The organism is Actinomycetota bacterium, from assembly GCA_030684515.1.
In the GTDB taxonomy this organism is placed as follows: domain Bacteria; phylum Actinomycetota; class Actinomycetes; order S36-B12; family S36-B12; genus UBA11398.
The window spans coordinates 305708-324039 of the sequence record JAUXVJ010000016.1 but is presented as its reverse complement, the minus strand read 5'-3'; the positions used below and the strand labels follow the sequence as shown (position 1 = coordinate 324039).

21 protein-coding genes and 4 tRNA genes are annotated in these 18332 nt (G+C 58.7%); 9 read left to right on the top strand and 16 right to left on the bottom strand.

Annotated features, from left to right (window positions below):
- Window positions 1–33: 33 nt before the first annotated feature.
- The 3 genes from Q8M73_08120 to Q8M73_08110 form a co-directional block, all read right to left on the bottom strand.
- A tRNA-Val gene (locus Q8M73_08120) sits at window positions 34–108 on the bottom strand.
- An 18-nt stretch (window positions 109–126) separates the two neighbouring features.
- Complete coding sequence (locus tag Q8M73_08115) at window positions 127–933, bottom strand: aminotransferase class IV (protein MDP2288512.1); 807 nt, start codon at window positions 931–933, stop codon at window positions 127–129.
- A complete protein-coding gene (locus Q8M73_08110) occupies window positions 930–1967 on the bottom strand; it encodes a chorismate-binding protein (GenBank protein ID MDP2288511.1) in 1038 nt (345 codons plus the stop codon). Before Q8M73_08110 ends, Q8M73_08115 begins: the two co-directional genes overlap by 4 nt.
- Window positions 1968–2057: 90 nt before the next feature.
- Between Q8M73_08110 and Q8M73_08105 the strand changes: the two genes are divergently transcribed.
- The 3 genes from Q8M73_08105 (at window position 2058) to Q8M73_08095 (ending at window position 2384) form a co-directional block, all read left to right on the top strand.
- Window positions 2058–2130 (top strand) — tRNA-Gly (locus tag Q8M73_08105).
- Between the two features lie 42 nt (window positions 2131–2172).
- Window positions 2173–2243, top strand: a tRNA-Cys gene (locus tag Q8M73_08100).
- 68 nt (window positions 2244–2311) lie between these two features.
- A tRNA-Val gene (locus Q8M73_08095) sits at window positions 2312–2384 on the top strand.
- 46 nt (window positions 2385–2430) lie between these two features.
- Here the strand turns inward: Q8M73_08095 and Q8M73_08090 are convergent.
- Together Q8M73_08090 and Q8M73_08085 are read right to left on the bottom strand one after the other, a co-directional pair.
- Window positions 2431–2862: a Rieske 2Fe-2S domain-containing protein gene (locus tag Q8M73_08090; GenBank protein MDP2288510.1), complete on the bottom strand. Its 432-nt coding sequence runs from the start codon at window positions 2860–2862 to the stop codon at window positions 2431–2433.
- Complete coding sequence (locus Q8M73_08085) at window positions 2859–3149, bottom strand: GlsB/YeaQ/YmgE family stress response membrane protein (GenBank protein ID MDP2288509.1); 291 nt, start codon at window positions 3147–3149, stop codon at window positions 2859–2861. Before Q8M73_08085 ends, Q8M73_08090 begins: the two co-directional genes overlap by 4 nt.
- A gap of 34 nt (window positions 3150–3183) precedes the next feature.
- Here Q8M73_08085 and Q8M73_08080 point away from each other — a divergent pair, with 34 nt between their 5' ends.
- Window positions 3184–3897 carry a dihydrofolate reductase family protein gene (locus Q8M73_08080; GenBank protein MDP2288508.1) on the top strand — a complete coding sequence of 238 codons (714 nt, stop codon included), beginning with the start codon at window positions 3184–3186 and terminating at the stop codon, window positions 3895–3897.
- On the opposite strand, the gene Q8M73_08075 is transcribed toward Q8M73_08080, so the two are convergent.
- The gene (locus Q8M73_08075) at window positions 3894–5495 is read right to left on the bottom strand and encodes a hypothetical protein (GenBank protein MDP2288507.1); all 1602 of its coding nucleotides are present in this window, start codon (window positions 5493–5495) and stop codon (window positions 3894–3896) included. The genes Q8M73_08080 and Q8M73_08075 overlap by 4 nt on opposite strands.
- A complete protein-coding gene (locus Q8M73_08070) occupies window positions 5492–6376 on the bottom strand; it encodes an ABC transporter ATP-binding protein (GenBank protein ID MDP2288506.1) in 885 nt (294 codons plus the stop codon). The genes Q8M73_08075 and Q8M73_08070 overlap by 4 nt, the downstream gene beginning before the upstream one ends.
- A gap of 71 nt (window positions 6377–6447) precedes the next feature.
- On the opposite strand from Q8M73_08070, the gene Q8M73_08065 reads away from it, so the two are divergent.
- The gene (locus Q8M73_08065; GenBank protein ID MDP2288505.1) at window positions 6448–6741 is read left to right on the top strand and encodes a hypothetical protein; all 294 of its coding nucleotides are present in this window, start codon (window positions 6448–6450) and stop codon (window positions 6739–6741) included.
- 313 nt (window positions 6742–7054) lie between these two features.
- On the opposite strand, the gene Q8M73_08060 is transcribed toward Q8M73_08065, so the two are convergent.
- Together Q8M73_08060 and Q8M73_08055 are read right to left on the bottom strand one after the other, a co-directional pair.
- Window positions 7055–7708, bottom strand: a complete 654-nt coding sequence (locus Q8M73_08060; protein MDP2288504.1) for a DUF2461 domain-containing protein — start codon at window positions 7706–7708, stop codon at window positions 7055–7057.
- A 45-nt stretch (window positions 7709–7753) separates the two neighbouring features.
- Complete coding sequence (locus Q8M73_08055; GenBank protein ID MDP2288503.1) at window positions 7754–8188, bottom strand: nitroreductase family deazaflavin-dependent oxidoreductase; 435 nt, start codon at window positions 8186–8188, stop codon at window positions 7754–7756.
- Window positions 8189–8281: 93 nt separating this feature from the next.
- Here Q8M73_08055 and Q8M73_08050 point away from each other — a divergent pair, with 93 nt between their 5' ends.
- From Q8M73_08050 to Q8M73_08040, 3 genes are all read left to right on the top strand, one after another.
- Window positions 8282–9262: an aldo/keto reductase gene (locus tag Q8M73_08050; GenBank protein MDP2288502.1), complete on the top strand. Its 981-nt coding sequence runs from the start codon at window positions 8282–8284 to the stop codon at window positions 9260–9262.
- A gap of 75 nt (window positions 9263–9337) precedes the next feature.
- Entirely contained in the window at window positions 9338–9931 is a 594-nt protein-coding gene (locus Q8M73_08045; GenBank protein MDP2288501.1) for an NAD(P)H-dependent oxidoreductase, read from the top strand.
- Entirely contained in the window at window positions 9928–10518 is a 591-nt protein-coding gene (locus Q8M73_08040; GenBank protein ID MDP2288500.1) for a PaaI family thioesterase, read from the top strand. The genes Q8M73_08045 and Q8M73_08040 overlap by 4 nt, the downstream gene beginning before the upstream one ends.
- Window positions 10519–10527: 9 nt before the next feature.
- Here Q8M73_08040 and Q8M73_08035 read toward each other — a convergent pair whose 3' ends face one another.
- From Q8M73_08035 to Q8M73_08005, 7 genes are all read right to left on the bottom strand, one after another.
- Window positions 10528–10803 carry a hypothetical protein gene (locus Q8M73_08035; GenBank protein MDP2288499.1) on the bottom strand — a complete coding sequence of 92 codons (276 nt, stop codon included), beginning with the start codon at window positions 10801–10803 and terminating at the stop codon, window positions 10528–10530.
- Between the two features lie 184 nt (window positions 10804–10987).
- Window positions 10988–11149, bottom strand: a complete 162-nt coding sequence (locus tag Q8M73_08030) for a GPGG-motif small membrane protein (GenBank protein MDP2288498.1) — start codon at window positions 11147–11149, stop codon at window positions 10988–10990.
- Window positions 11150–11196: 47 nt separating this feature from the next.
- Window positions 11197–11928 carry a GAF and ANTAR domain-containing protein gene (locus Q8M73_08025; protein ID MDP2288497.1) on the bottom strand — a complete coding sequence of 244 codons (732 nt, stop codon included), beginning with the start codon at window positions 11926–11928 and terminating at the stop codon, window positions 11197–11199.
- Between the two features lie 25 nt (window positions 11929–11953).
- A complete protein-coding gene (locus Q8M73_08020) occupies window positions 11954–12685 on the bottom strand; it encodes a GAF and ANTAR domain-containing protein (protein ID MDP2288496.1) in 732 nt (243 codons plus the stop codon).
- 92 nt (window positions 12686–12777) lie between these two features.
- The gene (locus Q8M73_08015) at window positions 12778–13212 is read right to left on the bottom strand and encodes a hypothetical protein (protein ID MDP2288495.1); all 435 of its coding nucleotides are present in this window, start codon (window positions 13210–13212) and stop codon (window positions 12778–12780) included.
- A gap of 453 nt (window positions 13213–13665) precedes the next feature.
- On the bottom strand, window positions 13666–15123 hold the full coding sequence (locus tag Q8M73_08010; GenBank protein MDP2288494.1) for an AMP-binding protein: 1458 nt from the start codon (window positions 15121–15123) through the stop codon (window positions 13666–13668).
- A gap of 4 nt (window positions 15124–15127) precedes the next feature.
- On the bottom strand, window positions 15128–16000 hold the full coding sequence (locus Q8M73_08005; protein ID MDP2288493.1) for an LLM class F420-dependent oxidoreductase: 873 nt from the start codon (window positions 15998–16000) through the stop codon (window positions 15128–15130).
- Window positions 16001–16469: 469 nt separating this feature from the next.
- On the opposite strand from Q8M73_08005, the gene Q8M73_08000 reads away from it, so the two are divergent.
- A complete protein-coding gene (locus Q8M73_08000) occupies window positions 16470–18206 on the top strand; it encodes an MFS transporter (GenBank protein ID MDP2288492.1) in 1737 nt (578 codons plus the stop codon).
- Window positions 18207–18332 lie beyond the last annotated feature (126 nt).

Genomic DNA, 18332 nt, shown 5'->3' with positions numbered 1-18332 from the left:
CTACGCCACAACGCCATACCAAAGCGTTCCGGTTGGTGGGCGATACTGGGTTCGAACCAGTGACCCCTCGCGTGTGAAGCGAGTGCTCTACCACTGAGCCAATCGCCCGGAATGCGCAGAACTGTATCAAGGATCGACTTTGCTCTTTCTCAGCTCCACGAATCGTGCTCGCAAGTCAGTCCCCACCGGACGCACATCAAGCCGACGATCATCGAGCAGCTCGACAGGATGCACTTCGCGCGTTGATGACGTCAGGAATATCTCATCAGCGGATTGCAGGACCTCGTACGGCAATTCCGCTTCGATCCCACCGAACCACTCCAGCACAAGGCTGCGGGTAACGCCAGGCAGACAGCCACTGCTGAGCGAGGGAGTCTGAATCTGGCCATTGACGACAACAAATACGTTGGATGCCGTCCCTTCACAGAGCAGTCCCTGGGTATTGGCCATGAGCGCCTCTGAGACTCCTCTTGCATGAACTGCCGCAAGAGCCGCGACATTCTCTGCATAGGACGTGGTCTTGGCTCCGACGATTGCTGAGCGTTCGTTTCGCACCCAAGGCACAGTGATGACACTCGTGGTCTCGGGCCAAGCGGCTTGTGCCGTCAGCGTCACCAGCAGGCTGGGTTGGCCATCTCCTGATGTCAGTGTGATGCGCAACCGAGCGAGCTCTCCAACCGAAGTGCGGTTCGCGTCGATGACATCTGCGATGGCAGCCTTGATCACGTCAAGATTCAGGGTGGGCAGTCCGAGAATCTGAGACGAACGTTCCAGCCGGTACAGATGCCGCGTCAAGGCAAATGGCACTCCGCTGTGTACGACGAGAGTTTCAAATACGCCTTCGCCCACAAGAAATCCTCGGTCCAGGTACGAGATGGGCCGCGCCGAATCCTCCAGCAATTCACCCCCGTTCAGAGTCCCCCACCAAATCACGACACTCTCCCATCTGTTGCGTCCCACGATTGTCCGGCCACAGTGATCAGATGAGCCGCCTTCAACTCCGTCTCCTGCCACTCGCGCTCTGCGTCGGAGAGCCAGGTGATGCCTGCACCGGTACCAAAGCACAGCTCATTGCCTTCAATCCAGAAGCTTCGGATGCCAACGCTGAGTCCAGCGCCTGCCTCGTCGGCATCCACCCAACCCATTGCTCCGCAGTACCAGGATCGACTGGCCGGTTCCAGGGCTGCAATCAACTTCACCGCAGTCGACTTCGGTGCACCCGTGATCGAACCGGGTGGAAACGTAGCGTCGAATATCTGTTCCCAGGTCGTCCGGGGAATCAGGCGACCCGACACGTGCGACACGAGATGCACGAGGCCAGGATGCGTTTCCTCCAGCAAGAGATCTGGCACCTCCACCGTGCCGACAGCAGAGACCCGCGCCAGATCATTGCGGACAAGATCAACGATCATGATGTTCTCTGCTCGGTCCTTGTCTGTGAGGTCCACACGAGTTCGTCCGGTGCCCTTGATCGGCCCGGAGACCAGGAGGGATTGCTCTCGAGACAGGAACAACTCCGGACTGGCGGAGGCAATATGCAAACCTAGAGTCGGCACGCGCAGCATGAAGGCAAACGGCGCCGGGTTGTCGCGCATCAGCAGTTGGTGCAATGCGGCAATGTCCCGATCTTGCGTGCCAAGTTGAGCGCGAAGCACGCGACAGATATTGGCCTGATAGACCTCACCAGCTGCGACGGCTTCCCTCGTGGTTTCAACAGCGTCCATGTACTCCGTTTGGCTCATGGAACTCATCCACGAATCCACGCCCGGGCCAATCCAAGTGCTGTCGGTCAGTGTCGGAGTGCTGGCTGTCCACGAAGCGAAGCGCAAGAACTGCGGAACACCTTCATACGGCACCACACAGATCCATCGCCCCGTGGAATCAAGGACTGACCAGTCAGTGCTCACTTCCATGAGTTCAGTGGCCCACAAGCCGCCGGCGTATGCCACCGCTTCGTCAGCCTGAATGATCACTTCACCATTCTGCCGCGCGCCTCTCCCCACGTTCGCGTCAGTGCGGCACGTCAGATAGTCTTCTTCATCGACCGTTCAGGTCATGCGGACGTAGCGCAGCTGGTAGCGCATCACCTTGCCAAGGTGAGGGTCGCGGGTTCGAATCCCGTCGTCCGCTCGTTAGCGCCAATTTGGCGCGGACAGCGCCTTCAAGCGCACCGGTGGAGTGGCCGAGAGGCGAGGCAACGGCCTGCAAAGCCGTCTACACGGGTTCAAATCCCGTCTCCACCTCGAGGTGTGAAGCCTGCCTTGACCAACTGACCCCACTGCATCCTGCACGTGTAGTCTTCTCCGGTCTTGGGCGATTGGCGCAGGGGCTAGCGCGCTTCCTTGACACGGAAGAGGTCACTGGTTCGATTCCAGTATCGCCCACGTCAGAAGGCCCGTCGCATCGCGATGGGCCTTCTTCTTTTCGCAGCTATCCGACTGTCAGTACGCCATTCTTGAATGTGCTCTTGACGGAGTTGAGATTTCGCATCGCCGGCCCACCCGTCACGGCTCCATTTGCGGCGAACCTCGAGCCATGCGCAGGGCATGCCCAGGCTCCATTGGCACTCTGGACGGTGACGCCCTGATGGGTGCAGCGCAGATCAAGGGCCGCATACGTGGACGCTCCGGTTCGGACGACAACGGTGGGAACCCCCTTGACAGTCCCGAGATTGACTGAGCCACCGACCTTCGCGAGTCCGGCAATCTGCTTGACGGTCAAGGCCGCCTGGCCGTTTGCCAGCACCTTGATTCCGGTGGCTGCCTGCGCTCCATCTGCAAGCAGAGCAGTGCCCAAGCCGGCAGCGGTAATTCCGCAGAGCCCGAGCAGCAACGTGCGGCGATCCAGCGATCCAGATGTCATGGTGAGCTCTTCCTGAAGAGTGAAGCGACGATGGCCACGAGGATGGTGGCGATCACAATTTGAGTGATGAAGGTCAGCCAGAAACTGTCTTCCCAGCCTCCAGCAGCCGCCAGAGCCAATCCGCCGGCCGCACCAAGGATTCCTATGAAGATCGTCAGCAGGCATCCGATGGGTTGCATGCTCGGCACCAGGATTCGGGCAATCAGGCCGATCACGATTCCGGCAAACAGCCCGCTGAGAATTCCGGAGAGTTCCATCCCAGTAGCCAACCACTTGCCTAGTGACAATTCCAAACCATAGGCGCCGTGGGAGGATCGGCAGATGCAAAGGATTGATGCGGCCGAAGGTCAACTGACCGACGTCGAGTTCAGTCCCGCCCTGTATGAATGGCCCACCTCCTCCATTACTAAAGAGCGAGTGTGGGTGCGCTGCAACATGGTGATGACCCAAGACGGCGCTGCAGTGGGAGCAGACGGTCGATCAGCAACTATCGCCACTCCCGTTGACAAGAAGGTCTTCGGAGCTCTGCGGCGAGACAGCGATGTCATCCTGGTAGGCGCAGGGACGGCGCGCGCCGAGGGATACCGCCCGACAGCAGTGCCTGTCGCGCTTGTCTCGCGCACACTTGCAGTGCCACACGATCTCCCGTTGTTCGCCCGAACCACACCTGACTCACCCACGACGCTCCTGCTGACGACCCAGAAGGCGATTGACTCTGCCCCTGCCTGGCTCAAGGCGAGTGCTGACTTGATTGCCTGTGGCGTCGAGCAGGTCGACCTTGCGGTCGCGCTCAAGGTCTTGCACTCGCGCGGGCTCACGCGTGTGCATTCAGAAGGCGGACCAGCTCTGCTGACCAGCCTGATTCGTGCTCAAATGCTGGACGAACTACTCCTGACGATCACACCGATGATCCAGGGAGCCACCATGAGCCTGATCGGCCATCTTGATGCACCAGTGCAGGGCTCCTTCTCGCAGGTGCTCGTCGAGGATGGCACCGTCCTGCTGCGCTTCCTGCCCGACTACTCCAAGGACTAGCTCGGAATCCCGCGCCGTTGGAAGGTGACGAACGCGGCCACCACCATGGCCGTGGCGAGCACCACCATGATCAGTGCGGGCCCGGCGGTGGAATCCAGTGGCCAGTGTGCGTTGTACCAGTAGGGCGTCAGGCGTTGAGTCCACTCCGGCAGATTCATCAAGGGTCCGAGCTCACCTATTACGACGCACCACGCCAGTGCCAGCCAGCTCAGCCAGGACAGTCGAGGAGCTGCAGCCACAATCAGTGCCGTCAAGGCTGCGATGAACCAGATGGCGGGCAGGGCAACAACGGAGTACCCAATGGAATCAATGAATGTCTGCCGGCGATCATCGGCGAAGAACCCCGTCACAGTTCCGACCCCAATGCCGACGAGCACCTGCAGAACGATCGATCCAAGGAAGGCCTCCAACAACCGAGCCCCGAGGATCTGACCGCGTCGGCTTGGCGTACTCAGGAGCAGCTCCAGTCTGCCCTCGGCCTCATCATTGGCCTGGCGAAGGAGAAGCGAGATTGGATATGCGGCTGCACCGAGCGCCGTGAACGCCAAGACAAGCGGCGTGAGGCTGCTTGCCGATGAATCCGCAGCCAGACGATTCATCAGCTCCTGGATCTGCGGACTGTCCTGGATGAGTTGGGTCATTGAACCGGTCAGAAAGCCCATGAACAGCGAGAGCGCGAACAAGCCGCCTATCCAGCCGAGAATCAAGCCCATGTCCACCCGCCAGAGCAGGGCAGCTGAATTGGACAACCAGCGCGCCGCATGGACTGGGCCAAGGGTCTGGCGAACCCAGGCCGAGCCGATGTCCCTTCTGGAAGCCAGGGCGACCGACACCAGGAATACCAGTGCAGCCACGAGCCACGGCAGCAGAGCCCACCCAATCCGATTTTGGGCAAATGGGCTGGCCTTCGACAGCCATCCGAAAGGCGTGAGATCGGTGAGGATGCTTGAATCGCGGGTGAACCCGATTGCCGTGACTATGAACGCCAGGACTACGAGAAGGATGCCAAGCCCATTTGCCCCTCGCGTGGAATTGACCGCTTGGGCCGCAAGGGATGCCACAGCAGCAAACAGCAGCAGCGAACCCGCGATACTCGCGCCGTAGATCAAGGCTCCGGTCCATCCGCGCCCCGCGAGTCCGAGTGCTCCCGTGCAGGCAAGTCCAACCCCAAGCGCAAGCACGACTGCAGGTGCCACTCCAGCGCTGATGACGCTGCTTCTGCGCAGCCGCCCGCTCAGCAGCAATTCCGCTCGACCAGTCGCCATGTCTGCCCGCGTATTGCGCACGACAAGGAAGACGATCACGATGCCCATCAGCAGGGTCGCTATCCCACCGACTCGCCAAGTGGTCAGCCCTCCCGTTGACTCCGGAGCCTGCAGTGGGCCCAATAAGGCCGTGAGCGCCGGTGCAGCCTGCAGGGTTGCCGCGAAGCTGACACGTTCGGCCGCCGTGGGATACAGGGAGTCCCAGGTCGCTGCCACCATCGCGGTGAGGAACAGGCCCACAAGGATCCACGTGAGGATCCGCAGGCGATCCAAGCGAATGCGAAATCTGGCCAGATGCGCCCAGGCAACTGCGGATGGGGACTGCCCACTCACTGCACGGGATCCTCGCGGTAGTGCTGCATGAACATCTCCTCAAGAGTGGGCGGGCGTACCTCGAGGGCTTCTATTCCGTAGTTGACCAAGACGTTCATCAGTTCAGGGATGGCATCGGTGTCGACGGTCGCCTGAATGCTTCTCTCGTTTCGCGTGATGTCGTGCAGTTCGGGCAGGTCAGGTGCCATGCGCTCCAACTTCACGACAAGAGTCGTGCGGGACAGGTGACGCATGCTTGCAAGCGACCCTGACTCAATCAGGCGTCCGGCGCGAACGATGCTCACGTAGTCACAGACCGCCTCCACCTCTGCAAGCACATGACTTGAGAGCAGCACGGTTCGACCCGCACGCGAAAGGCGGGTGATCTGATCGCGAAAGACCTGAGCCATCAATGGGTCCAGTCCATCAGTTGGCTCATCGAACAGATACAGATCCACATCACAGGCGAGCGCAGCGATGAGTGCCAACTTCTGCCGGTTTCCCTTGGAGTACGCGCGCACCTTCTTACGGGGATCCAATTCGAAGGCCTCGATCAACTCATCGCGTCGGACCAGATTGAATCCGGATCTCAATCGTCCGATCGCATCGATGAACTCACCACCGGAAAGCCCTGGCCAGATGACAATGTCGCCGGGGACGTAGGCCAACCGTCCATGAATCTGCGCAGCGTCTCGCCAGGGATCCATTTCCAGCACAGACACCTCTCCAGCGTCCGCCTGTGCCAATCCCAGCAGGATTCGCAAGGTTGTGGTCTTGCCAGCACCATTTGGACCCAGGAGGCCATGCGCCTGACCCTCAGCGACTTGCAGCGTCAATCCATCGAGGGCGTGCGTTTGGCCGTATGTCTTGTGCACGTCAGTCAAGGAAATCATCGTCGTCACTCTTGAAGTCTCCCACCGACATCTGCCGATTCCCTGACTTTGGTCACGAAGGAACGAGATACGTTCCAGCAATGAATCTCGCTGCTGTCACCTTGTTCATCTTTGCTTTCGTTCTGGCCAGTTTCGGCGTCGGCTTTGCCGGTGCTGGCATGTCCAATGAACGCGCCTATTGGTCTCAGCGCGACCCGCACGGCAACGCAGCCGCAGATGCCACGCGCTTTGCCGTCATCCTGCAGAATGCTTTCAAGTACTCGGCGGGCGAATACCGCGCGCCCCTGCGCGTTGCCGCAATCGGCGTGCTGATGCTGTACTTGGCAGGAGTCTTCGCTGCCTTGGGGATCCTGGTACTTGTTCTCAGCCAGTGACAGCGGTGCCATCCAGTCCAGATAGCGCACGAGCCCACTGAGTGCCGGCTTGCTCGCCGAACAATTCGTGTCCCTCAGCAAAAAGCAGCGTCAGAGCGGACGAGTCCCCCTCGACTGCAGCGGCTTGGACTTGCTCTGTCCATGTGCTCTCACGACTGACCACACTCACAGTATTGACCAGCAGTCCCGGCGCTCGGCCTTGTGAGCCAAGCGCCGGGACCTGGATCTGATGAATCGACGGTACCGAGGGGTTGCCTTCAGTCCGACAACCCCAACAACACCTGCTCCTGCTAGGAAATTCCCGCGGACACGGCTACTCGCGTCCTGGCTCTTCGGCTGGTCCCACATGGTCGGCCAGAAATTCGACCAGCGGCCGCAGTGCTCGCCAATCGCTGCGCACCGTCGCCAGCGTCTTGGACGTCTTCAGCCAATCGTCTGCTGAGTACTCACGCATTGCCGTGACTTTGCGATAGCGCATCAATTCCAGCTTCGGGTGATCCGGCGAAACTCCTCGCGGACGCGTCTTGACCGGATCGCCGTCCACTACGAATTTGCGGCCGAGAGTTCCCAGTATGCGCTCCAGCTCAACGACTACAGGGCTTTCGACAGCATTGCGATAGCGCTGCATCTGCTGCCCAGCGGCGGCGTACCATCCGCCACCCACCATGAGCCCGTTCGCCGAGACCTGCAGGTAGTAGCCCATGGCATCTTCAATTTCAATGACCGCGCCTTGATGCTCTTTGATTGGGGTCTTGTCCTTGGCGAAACGCGTGTCACGATGCGGGCGAAACATATGACCCTTGCCGAACTCCGGTTCCAGTTCAGCGAGCAGGGCCAGCATTGGCTCACGGACGTTGCTGTCGTAGTCCGACTTGTGTGCGCCCCACCATTCGCGGGTGTTATTGGTCGCCAAGGTTCGGTAGAAAGAGAAGGCCTCGGGTGGAATGCCAAGGAAACTTGAGCTCACAAGTTCGGAGTATGCCAGTGGCGTGCGTACGCCAGCGGCTGCTATCTAGGACTCGAGAATGAAGACTGGGATCTGTCGATCAGTACGCGTTTGGTACTCCGCATACGGCGGGAAGGCAGCAACTGAACGCTCCCACCAGATCTCGCGCTCTTCGCCCTCGGCCAGATGGGCCGTGTAGTCCTTCTTCACCGGGCCGTCCTGCAACTCGACCGTGGGATTGGTCAGCAGGTTGTTGTACCAAGTGGGGTTTGTGGGAGCGCCACCCATGGACGCGACCACCGCGTACTTGCCTTCATGCTCAACCCGCATCAGTGCTGACTTGCGAATCTTGCCTGACTTGGCTCCCAGAGTTGTCAACACAATGACCGGGTAGCCCTCTGGATGCTTGGTGCCTTCGGTGCCGCCTGAGGACTCGATCAACTCGACCTGCTCACGCACGAAACGGACGGGGCTTGGCTCGTACTCACCTTGAAGGGGCATGTCCCCAGACTAACCCCTGTCGCGTGAGGAGGTCATCGAACGTTCTCAACTGAAGTCGATACGCGCGCCATCTGGCTGTGCTCAAATGCGCAAATGAAATACACACACTTGGGACACACTGGCCTTTCGGTAAGCAAGCTCTGCCTGGGCACCATGAACTTCGGCCCGCAGACTTCCGAGGTCGATTCGTTCGCGATCATGGATCACGCCATTTCAGTCGGCATCAACTTCTTCGACAGCGCGAACTTCTATGGAGGCCCCGGCAACGCTGGGCTCACTGAGAGCATCATTGGCAACTGGTTTGCACAAGGCGGCGGACGTCGAGACAAGACCGTGCTAGCAACCAAGCTCTACCAGCCCATGACTGACTGGCCTAACGATGGCAAGTTGTCCGCGCTCAATATCCGGCGAGCGTGCGACGCCTCGCTGAAGCGCCTGCAGACCGACTACATCGACATCTACCAGATGCATCACATCGATCGCCGTACCCCTTGGGATGAGATCTGGGAAGCCATGGAGGTGCTGCGCAACCAGGGCAAGATCATCTATGTCGGCTCATCCAACTTCGCTGGCTGGCACATCGCCCAGGCGCAGGAGGCTGCCCGTCGCCGCAACTTCCTAGGCCTTTCCAGCGAGCAGTCCCTCTACAACCTGCTAGCTCGCACGATCGAGCTCGAAGTACTGCCTGCCGCCCAGCACTACGGGGTCGGCGTCATCCCGTGGTCGCCACTTCAGGCCGGACTTCTGGGCGGCATCATCAAGAAGCAGGAGTCAGGCGACCTTGGGCGCAGCGGCGACGGTCGCACCAATCGTCGGCTAGAGAAACTGCGGCCACAGATTCAAGCGTGGGAGGACTTCTGCCAAGCCAGAGATGAGGATCCGGCAGACACCGCATTGGCCTGGCTACTGCACCAGGCAGGTGTGACTGCGCCGATCATCGGTCCGCGCACCTTGGCGCAGCTGGACGGATCCCTGCGATCCTTGGACATCACCTTGGATGCTGAAGCACTGGCAGCCCTGGACGTTATGTTCCCCGGTCCCGGTGGAACCGCACCTGAGGCCTACGCCTGGTAATTGCCCAAATGGGCATACTTCACTGCAGCTCTACGAGATACTTTAATCTTCAATTATTCTTGAAGGGACTTCGCGTTGAGTCGCATTGCAGTGATCATTGGCAGCACCCGAGAGGGACGCTTTGCCGATGTTCCCGCCCGGTGGGTCGTTGCAGAATTGGCGAATATCGATGGGATCGATGTCGATCTGGTGGACCTCCGTGACCACCCCCTGCCTGAATATGACGTCCCCCCACCCGCACGAACACCGCGCAAATACTCAACAGAGGTGATCGCACGCTTTGCGGAGCGCATCGACCTGGCAGATGGCTTCATCATCCTGACGCCTGAGTACAACCATGGCTACACCGCGGCATTGAAGAATGCCATGGACCACCTCTTTGTTGAGTGGACTCGCAAGCCCGTGGCGTTCATCGCCTGGGGTGGGGTGGGCGGTGCTCGCGCGGTCGAGCAACTGCGTCAGGTCGCCGCTGAATTTGAAATGGCTCCCCTGCGCCACGCTGTCCATATTCTTCCAGATGTGATGCGGCCAGTACTCACAGCAGAGGACCGCTACGACCTAGCACTGATGCAACCACTCAAGCCTCGTTTGGACATGATGCTGGCTGACTTGCAGTGGTGGGCTGATGCGCTTGCGACCGCACGGGCGAAGGAACCGAGGAATCCATGAGTATCTTTCTTGATGAGTCAGAGCAACTGCCGGCTCAGACTCCTCTGCACCAACTGGGAGCCGCACTGCGTGCCGTCCAGGACCGGGTGTCGAGCACGAACGCGCCGCCGGAGATTGCATTGCAGGCCGCAAAGACTCTCCAAGATGTCGCGTCATTACTGGAGGAATACCGATATCTCGTCTCTCGCGACAAGTCCTGGGACGATATTCGTCGCTCTGGGGGCAGTAGGACTTTGGCTCCTGAACTGTTTGATGTCGCACAGACCGAGGAGCGACTCGACGCACATGTGCGCTACTCAGCCTTCTACTTGGGCGGCAATGGTGCCGTCCACGGCGGAGCAATCCCACTGTTGATGGATCAAGTACTGGGACGCGTGGCCAATCATGGTCGCCCGATCTGTCGCACGGCATATCTGAACATTGATTTTCGACAGGTGACGCCGATTGACAAGGACTTGCGAATCGAGGGCTTCATTGAGCGCATCGAGGGGCGCAAGAGATATGTCTACGGAGCGATGTACGACGAGGACCTATTGATGATCGAAGCCCACGGGCTATTCATCGAGCTCAAGCCAGGCGGTCAGTAGTTCCTTGCATTAGCCCAGAGAATCCGTTGACTGTCGGATTACCACATTGCTGATGACAGCCGGACTGGCAAGGTGCTGCGCACTGATCAGGACCTTGCGAGATTCCGCAAGTGAGTAATCCCCACGGTGAGGCAGGTTGATCATCTTCAGGATCAGACCCAGCACACCTATACCGATCAACAACCAACCAAACACAAAGGTATCGATCCCAGCGAAAGCAGCCTGTACAGCAAAAGCCAGAAAAGTACCTACGGCGATAAAGATTGCGCTCAATGCCACATACATGACGATCCCTTCACATTCGAGAGTAGATCTCGTTCGAATCTGAATGCCGACAACCTGAGATCCGAGTGTCAGTGACCGGAAAGCACAAACCCCGGATCAGTCAGTTGCATGACATTCATGCCACCGAGGTCCGGGGTAACAAGTGCAATCTAACGCTTCGCTGGCAACTGCGCAACTGGCGCAGCTACGAGCGCGAGCCTCGCGACTTGAAAATCGAATAACCACCAGGGCCAACGAGGCAGGCCACGATGATGAGCACGATGCCAAAGATGAATTGTCCTTGCAGCAATTGAACTATTCCGACAATGGCGATGATGACTGCGATGATCCACAGAATGAACGACATGAGTACTCCTTGGTGACGTTGAAGCAATCTTCCTAGGACAAGACTCTTCAGGGAGCAGTCAGGGCAGGAAACAACTTGGGTTCGTGCACCACTGCCGCAGCTACGGTGCTCAACAAGAGATTGTGAGTGCGACAGTAAGCCCGCAACAAATTGAAACCCTCATCGACGGTGCATCCGTGGATCTGCGCAAGAACGCCTTTTGCCTGCTCGATGATGATGCGGCTGTTGAGGGCACCCTGGAGTTGCTCACTGAGCACCTCCCCGCGCCGAATCGCCCGCTCCTGGAGGAGTCCGATCGTTGCCACATCAGCTAGGGCCTGTACCAAGCGCACGTCGGACGGCTCCAACACTCCGACATCTGTACTGAAGAGATTGAGCGCTCCGATGACCTCTTGCCGCAGGCGAAGTGGAAATGCATGCACCGAGCGAAATCCTGCAGCAACCGCGCGCGGTGCAAATCGAGGCCAACGCTCAGTTGCAGTGCGTAGATCCGTGTTGATCACTGGAGCACCCAATACGTAGCAGTCCTGACAGGGGCCTTCATGAGCCTGTACCTGAAAGAGCTCCAAAAGCTCTGTGCGCTCATCTGAAGCGGCCATGAATTGCAGGAGATTGTTCTTGTCACCGAGAAGAATGCCCGCATCAGACTGCGCAACCAGTTCAGAAGCTCGAGTCGCCACCATTTGCATGAATTCAATGACATCAAATTCTTCGACGAGTGTGTCGGCGAATTCAACGAATATCGCAGCCACTCGCTCTGAAGTCAGGACTCTCATCATTCACTTCCATCCTTGGCGACGGCTGTCACCGCTGGTCACCACTGAAATCCAACGTTCGAGCAACAACATTGCGGGCGACCTGCCCTAAACCTAGGTCATTGGAGTAGGCATAGGCACGCATCCGGGACATCGACTCTTGCAAACTGACGCCCAGTTGGATCATCACCATGCCTTGGGCTTGATAAATCGCGAACTGGGAGTCAAGCGCATCCTCAAATCCAAAGGGGGTTGAGCCCGACCCCGCCTGCTCCTGACCATCGAGGAGCTCGGCGGTTGCCGCTCTGCAGAAGGCATGGGCAAACGCCATGGCCTCCTCGTCCAAATCCGTCGCCTGATCTCGATAGATATCAAGTACTCCAAGCCCCGCTGTGCCAAAAGTCAGCGGAAATGCGAACACCGCCCTCACCCCTTGCTCGGTCGCGGCGGATGCGTAAGCCGGCCAGAGATTGGACTGGCTTCCCGCGATGTCGGGTGCAAAGACCGGCGTTCGTGCCTCGTAGGCGTCCCACCCTGGGCTCTCCCCGAGAGTGAATTGCAATTCTTCAATGGATTCAGCCCGAGCATCAGAGGATGCAACGATGCCAGCCGGGCCGGCTTTTGTGATCAGACTGACTGCTGCACCGCTAGCTGGAAGAACGCGCACTACTGCCTTGCAAATCTGCATCAGAGTGCTTGCTGTACCCGATGTCGACGCACTCGGAGTCTCACTGTCGATATGCGATTGCACAAGAATCGCTCGACTTTCTTCACTCATCATGCGCAAGTCCCTTCGAAGCAGAGCGCCTCCGACAAGCGAGGCTCTGCCCGGGACTGGAGCAGCATGAGATGGTGTTCTCGTCCAGCCTAAGGTCAGCGAGTCGGGTTGTCCAAGATGTACGTGCCACTGTCGAGTGACGCTGGTCCACCTTGCGGGAAACCAAGTGTCATCTTGGAGAAGACCAGACTCTTGGGCGCATGTGCGAGGCCACTGAGTTTCACAGTGACGGGATATGACTCGATGATCCCTGCCGCACAGTTGCTGGGCAGGCAGGTGTTCCATGACAGCACGCCCTTGCCCGTTGCTGAATCTGGGCGCCAACTGGACCAGGTGATCTTGATTACCGAGACGCTGGCATCCGCACAAGTGATGGTGATAGAACTCGGCTTTACCTCGCCCTTGCCGGCGCAATTGATCACTGTGGTCGTGCCTGCCGGAGCTGCGTTCGCGGCGGAAGAAGCGCCAAGTGCTCCAACAGCAAGCAGGCTCAAGCCAACAAATGCGGTGTAGGCGATGCGAGGCTTCATCGTGGCTCCCGAAGATCTGTAGAAGGCGTGCGGATTCCTTCCGACCTTATTCGGGGCGAGCCTGCTGCCGAGTCAATGACGTGCCAGAGACTTCACAAGCAATCCGAGCAAGGATTCGGCGTGTCCCTGTATTGACGTCACGTGGATCAATGTTCTGCACAACGCCCATCGGTTGCTCGGCGATGCTGCGTCAGCCGGCGATCGGCTGAGTACTGATGCAGCCCAGCGGCGCCATCGCGACGGTTCCACTGATCGGAGCCAGCACCGATGTTCGGTGTGGGGCATAGAACACAGCTTGGGGGTTCTGCGTCACGGTACCGATCGCATTCTCGCCGCGTGGACCTGAGTCGAAGCCAACAAAATGAGACCAACGAGAAGGACGGAGCCGGTCAGTGCTACATGGCGCCGGTCTTGCATCACGTGGTCCTGCCTCAATGAGGACAGATGGAGGGTCTAAGCAGTGGCATAACTGGCGCGGAGTCTGGCCTTTTCAACCTTGCCCATGGCATTTCGAGGCAAGGCGTCGACAATGAAGACTCGCCTGGGAACTTTGAAGCCGGCCAACTGCTCGCGTGCTGCCTGGCGGATCGACTCTGGCGAGGTAGCCACTGTTCCGTCGAGCACCACAACCGCAACAACTGCTTCGCCGAAATCCGAATCGTCTACTCCGATCACTGCTGATTCCTCAATTCCCGGCAGTGAGTCCAGGAGCAGTTCGATCTCCTTGGGATAAATATTGAGCCCACCCGAAATAATGAGGTCCTTGGAGCGGCCGACAATCTCGATGTATCCATCGTCGTCGACAAAGCCAAGATCGCCAGTCTTGAACCAACCATCTTCCGTGAACTCGGTTGCCTTGAGCTCAGGACGCCGCCAGTAGCCGTCAAAGACGTTCGGGCCGCGCACCTCAATATTTCCCGGTGCCTCTGCAGTCAGACGCACCTCAACTCCTGGCAGGGCAGGGCCGACTGTCCCCGGCTTTCGCACGCCAAGCAAAGGGTTGGATGTGAGCATGCATGTTTCGGTCATGCCATAGCGCTCGAGAATGACTTGACCCGTTCGCGCAGTGAATTCCCGATGCGTGCTGACCAGCATCGGTGCCGAGCCTGACGTGAACAGCCGCACATTCGAAGTGACAGCCTTGTCGAAACTGGGATCGGCAAGCAGGCGGACGTAATGCGTGGGCACGCCCATCATCGTCGTCGCTTGCGGCAGATCCGCCAGGACGCGAGTCACATCAAATGCCTCGTGAAGGATCAAGGAGGCGCCACTTGCAAGGGCTGTGTGCACAGCGACATACAAGCCGTGCGTATGAAAAAGCGGGAGTATGTGAAGTAATACATCCTTGGACGTGAAGCCCCACTCGGTTACCAAGATCCGCGCGCTGAACGCGAGATTCCCATGACTCAGCACTGCTCCCTTGGGCCGACCCGTGGTGCCACTGGTGTACAAAATGCTGGCCGGGTCGCTGGGAGCTCTTGGAACATCGGCGAACGCGGATGACGAATGTGATGCCAAGGCGATGAGTTCGCCAATGCTCAACAGCTTGACTGAATGATTCAGGGGTTCCTCGCGGACGAACAGCGCTGGCTCTGCATCATCGAGCAAGGCAACGATTTCAGTTGCGGTGTACGCGTTGTTGAGTGGCACATACACAGCGCCCACGCGGATGCATGCCAGATGCAAAGCAATCGTCTCCGTGGATTTCGGGATCTGCACGGCAACGCGATCTCCCGGCTTGATTCCCATATTGACCAGCGCATGCGCGATCTGCGAAGAGGCGCCATCAAGATCGCCGTGAGTCCATTGACGTCCACCGGGCACTCGAACTGCCACGGCAGCGGGATTTGATCGAGCCGTGCTCAACAGCAGATCAGCAAGATGATTCACCGAAACAGCCGGCGACACCACGTATCTAGAGTTCGCTCAATTTGGGGACGACTGTGTCGGCGAACTGAGCAATCCAATCTGCGGGTCTAGGTCCCGCAGGCGTGACCCATACCTGGTCAACGCCCATATCTGCATACGGCTTCATGCGTTCGATGAAGGAGTCAGCCTCCTGCGGCGGTCCCAGTGAACCTGAAGTAATCGTCTTGTGAACGCTGCTGAAGTCTCGGCCTTCGGCAGCGCAGTGTTCCGCCAACACATTGATTTTGTGCTGCACAACGCTCTGATCTGTCGCAAACAGATTGCAGGCATCGGCGTATCTCGCCACTAGGCGCAGAGTTTTCTTCTCCCCGCCGCCGCCGATCAGAATCGACGGACGAGGTGACTGCAGAGGCATGGGCTGGCAAATGGTTTCTGCTAGTTGGTAGTACTTGCCTACGTAGGGACCCTCGCTCTCACTCCACATCTGCAGGCAGATCTGAAGTGCTTCCTCCAGCCGCTCGAAACGCTCTGAAATCGGCGGGAACGGCACCCCAAGACCAAAGTGCTCGCGCTCATACCAAGCCGCTCCTATGCCGAGTTCAGCGCGACCCTCGGACAGGACATCCAAAGTGGCAAGAGTCTTGGCCAGCAGGCCCGGAGGTCGATACGTCACACCGGTGACGAGCAGTCCGAGTCGCATCTTCTGAGTGTGAGCAGCCAAGAAGCCCAAAGTCGTGTAACCCTCCAGCATTGGATCCTGGACCGCGCCCAGGGCTTCCATCTGGAACCAGTGGTCCATGACGGTGAACTGCGCGCATCCACCTTCCTCGGCTGCACGGGCGGTAGCCGCGATCGTTGGTCCAATCGCCTCTGGACCGCCGGGAAAACTGAAATTCGGGTAGTGCACAGCGAGTTTCATGCCTTCAGGCTATCCGTCGACTCCCTTGGCAGGTCGTGAATTTGGATCCGTGCGTGCCCGTGGAATAGGAAATGTCCACTCCTGCATTCCAGCTGCCGCTCGAGCTCCGCGAGCCATGAACTCGAGCTCCGCGAGCCATGAACATGTGCCCTGCTCATCTGTGCAGACTGATCGCGATCACCGTTCCATCGGATTCGCCCTGACTGCCTGTGTCTCCTCGACACAGGCGCTATCAACTGCCGGCACAACTCGGTCACACAGCTCGGCTGTCGTTCATATCTCACTCCGCAACTTCGCGCTGGGAGACCTATGGGTCAGCACAAGCCTCTGCGCTGGTGGCTCTATTCCCTTCGAATGAGGCGCCCAAATGCTTCCGGATTGCTATAGTGAACAACTGTTCACCCGTTCGCTCGTTCAGGTGGGGGAGGTGGAAGTGGCCAGCCAGTTCAGGAACCGGGGCAGGACTCCGATGCCACCCTCAGTGATCGTTGCAGTCCTGTGCATCGGTGGCGCGACAGTGTCGGTGATGCAGTCAATCCTGATTCCCCTGCTCACTGATCTGCCCGGGATTCTTGGAGTCAGCGTCAGTGACGCATCGTGGCTGGTCACCGCGACTTTGCTGGCCGGCGCTATCGCGACTCCATCGTTGACTCGACTGGCTGACATGTACGGCAAGAAGCGCATGATGCTCGCCAGCTTGAGCATGTTGCTCTTCGGATCTCTTCTGGCGGTGGTGAGCACAAACCTGTGGACCCTCGTCGTTGCTCGAGCATTCCAAGGCACTGCGAGCGCCGTGATCGCCATCGGGATCAGCGTGATGCGCGATGCACTACCCGCTGATCGCCTGAATTCCTCCGTCGCATTGCTCAGCGCAACTCTTGGCATCGGTAGTGCCTTTGGCCTTCCTATGGCCGGAGTCATGTTCGCTGCCTTTGGCTGGCAATCGGTGTTCTGGCTTTCTGCAGTGCTTGCTGCCGCTCTACTGGTGGCAGTCTCGATCGTGATCCAGGAATCCGATGTCCGCACCGGTGGCTCATTCGACGTGGTCGGCGCGCTCCTGCTTTCAGCGGCCCTGTTCTGCCTTTTGCTTGCCATTACCAAGGGCACAACCTGGGGATGGTCAAGTTCTTCGACCCTGACAGCCTTCGGTGGCTCGGCACTGCTATTCATCGTGTGGGTGCCGTGGGAGCAGCGAGTGAGGGATCCTCTGGTCGACATCAAGACCACACTCAACAGACCCGTCCTGATGACCCACCTCACGGCAATTCTCATTGGCGCGTCTATCTACATCAACAGTCTGGCTACCTTGCAACTCCTGCAGTTGCCTATCAGTACCGGCTATGCCTTTGGCCTGACTGCGGCACACGCCGGCCTGCTCATGGTGCCTGCAGCGCTGATGTCATTAATTGTCGCTCCATGGTCGGCACGAATAACCAAGAATTTCGGTGCGCGCATCACTTTGTGCTGCGGTGCACTGGTGATGGCCATCGGATACTTTCTCCGCATTCCACTAGGTGGAGCACTCTTCATCATCATCCTGGCCTCGATTGTGGTGTCAATCGGGATGGCGATCGCTTTCGGCGCGATGCCAACACTGCTGATGGCGGCAGTACCCATCACCCAGACAGCAGCTGCCAACGGCATCAACACCCTTGCTCGAGCGTCAGGCGCGGCGCTCTCAAGTGCGGCAGTGGCAGCGCTGCTTGCTGGATCCACCATTGAAGTCGGAGAGCAGATCTATCCCTCAGACAGTGCATTCATTGACGCATTTCTCCTGGGTGGCTTTATCGCTCTGATCGCTGCCGGCATGGCGCTGACCATCAGGGTGAAGACGTCACTCTTCGATGCACACGTGATCTCCGACGAGCAGCAACTGCATATACCTGTAGTGCTGATGGACGACCGCGCAGCCAAGACTTCGGGTCGTACGCACGACATCACACGGCACGGTCGAGTCGTTGATGGGAATGGACAGCCCATCGTCTCCGCGCTTGTTGAAGTGCTCAATGACTCAGACGCACTCGTGGACTGGTCACACACGGATGGCGAAGGCCATTTCGCCATCGCCATACCCGAGCCCGGCAGCTACCGAACAGTGGTGTCCGCGCAAGGTTGGGACCCTGCTTCAACCATCGTGGACTTTACGATCGCTGATGCAGGGCCAGAAATCTCTCTGGCCCCCTCCGCTGATCGGACCCTTGGCTAGCACTTGGACGGTAACGCTTGGCAACCATGAGGTGGCCTACGTCAGCAGACTGGTGACTGGGCATTTGGCCGGCACGGCTCGGCAACTCTTATCCAATCTCCATGTCAGCCAGTAGGCCGATACTGC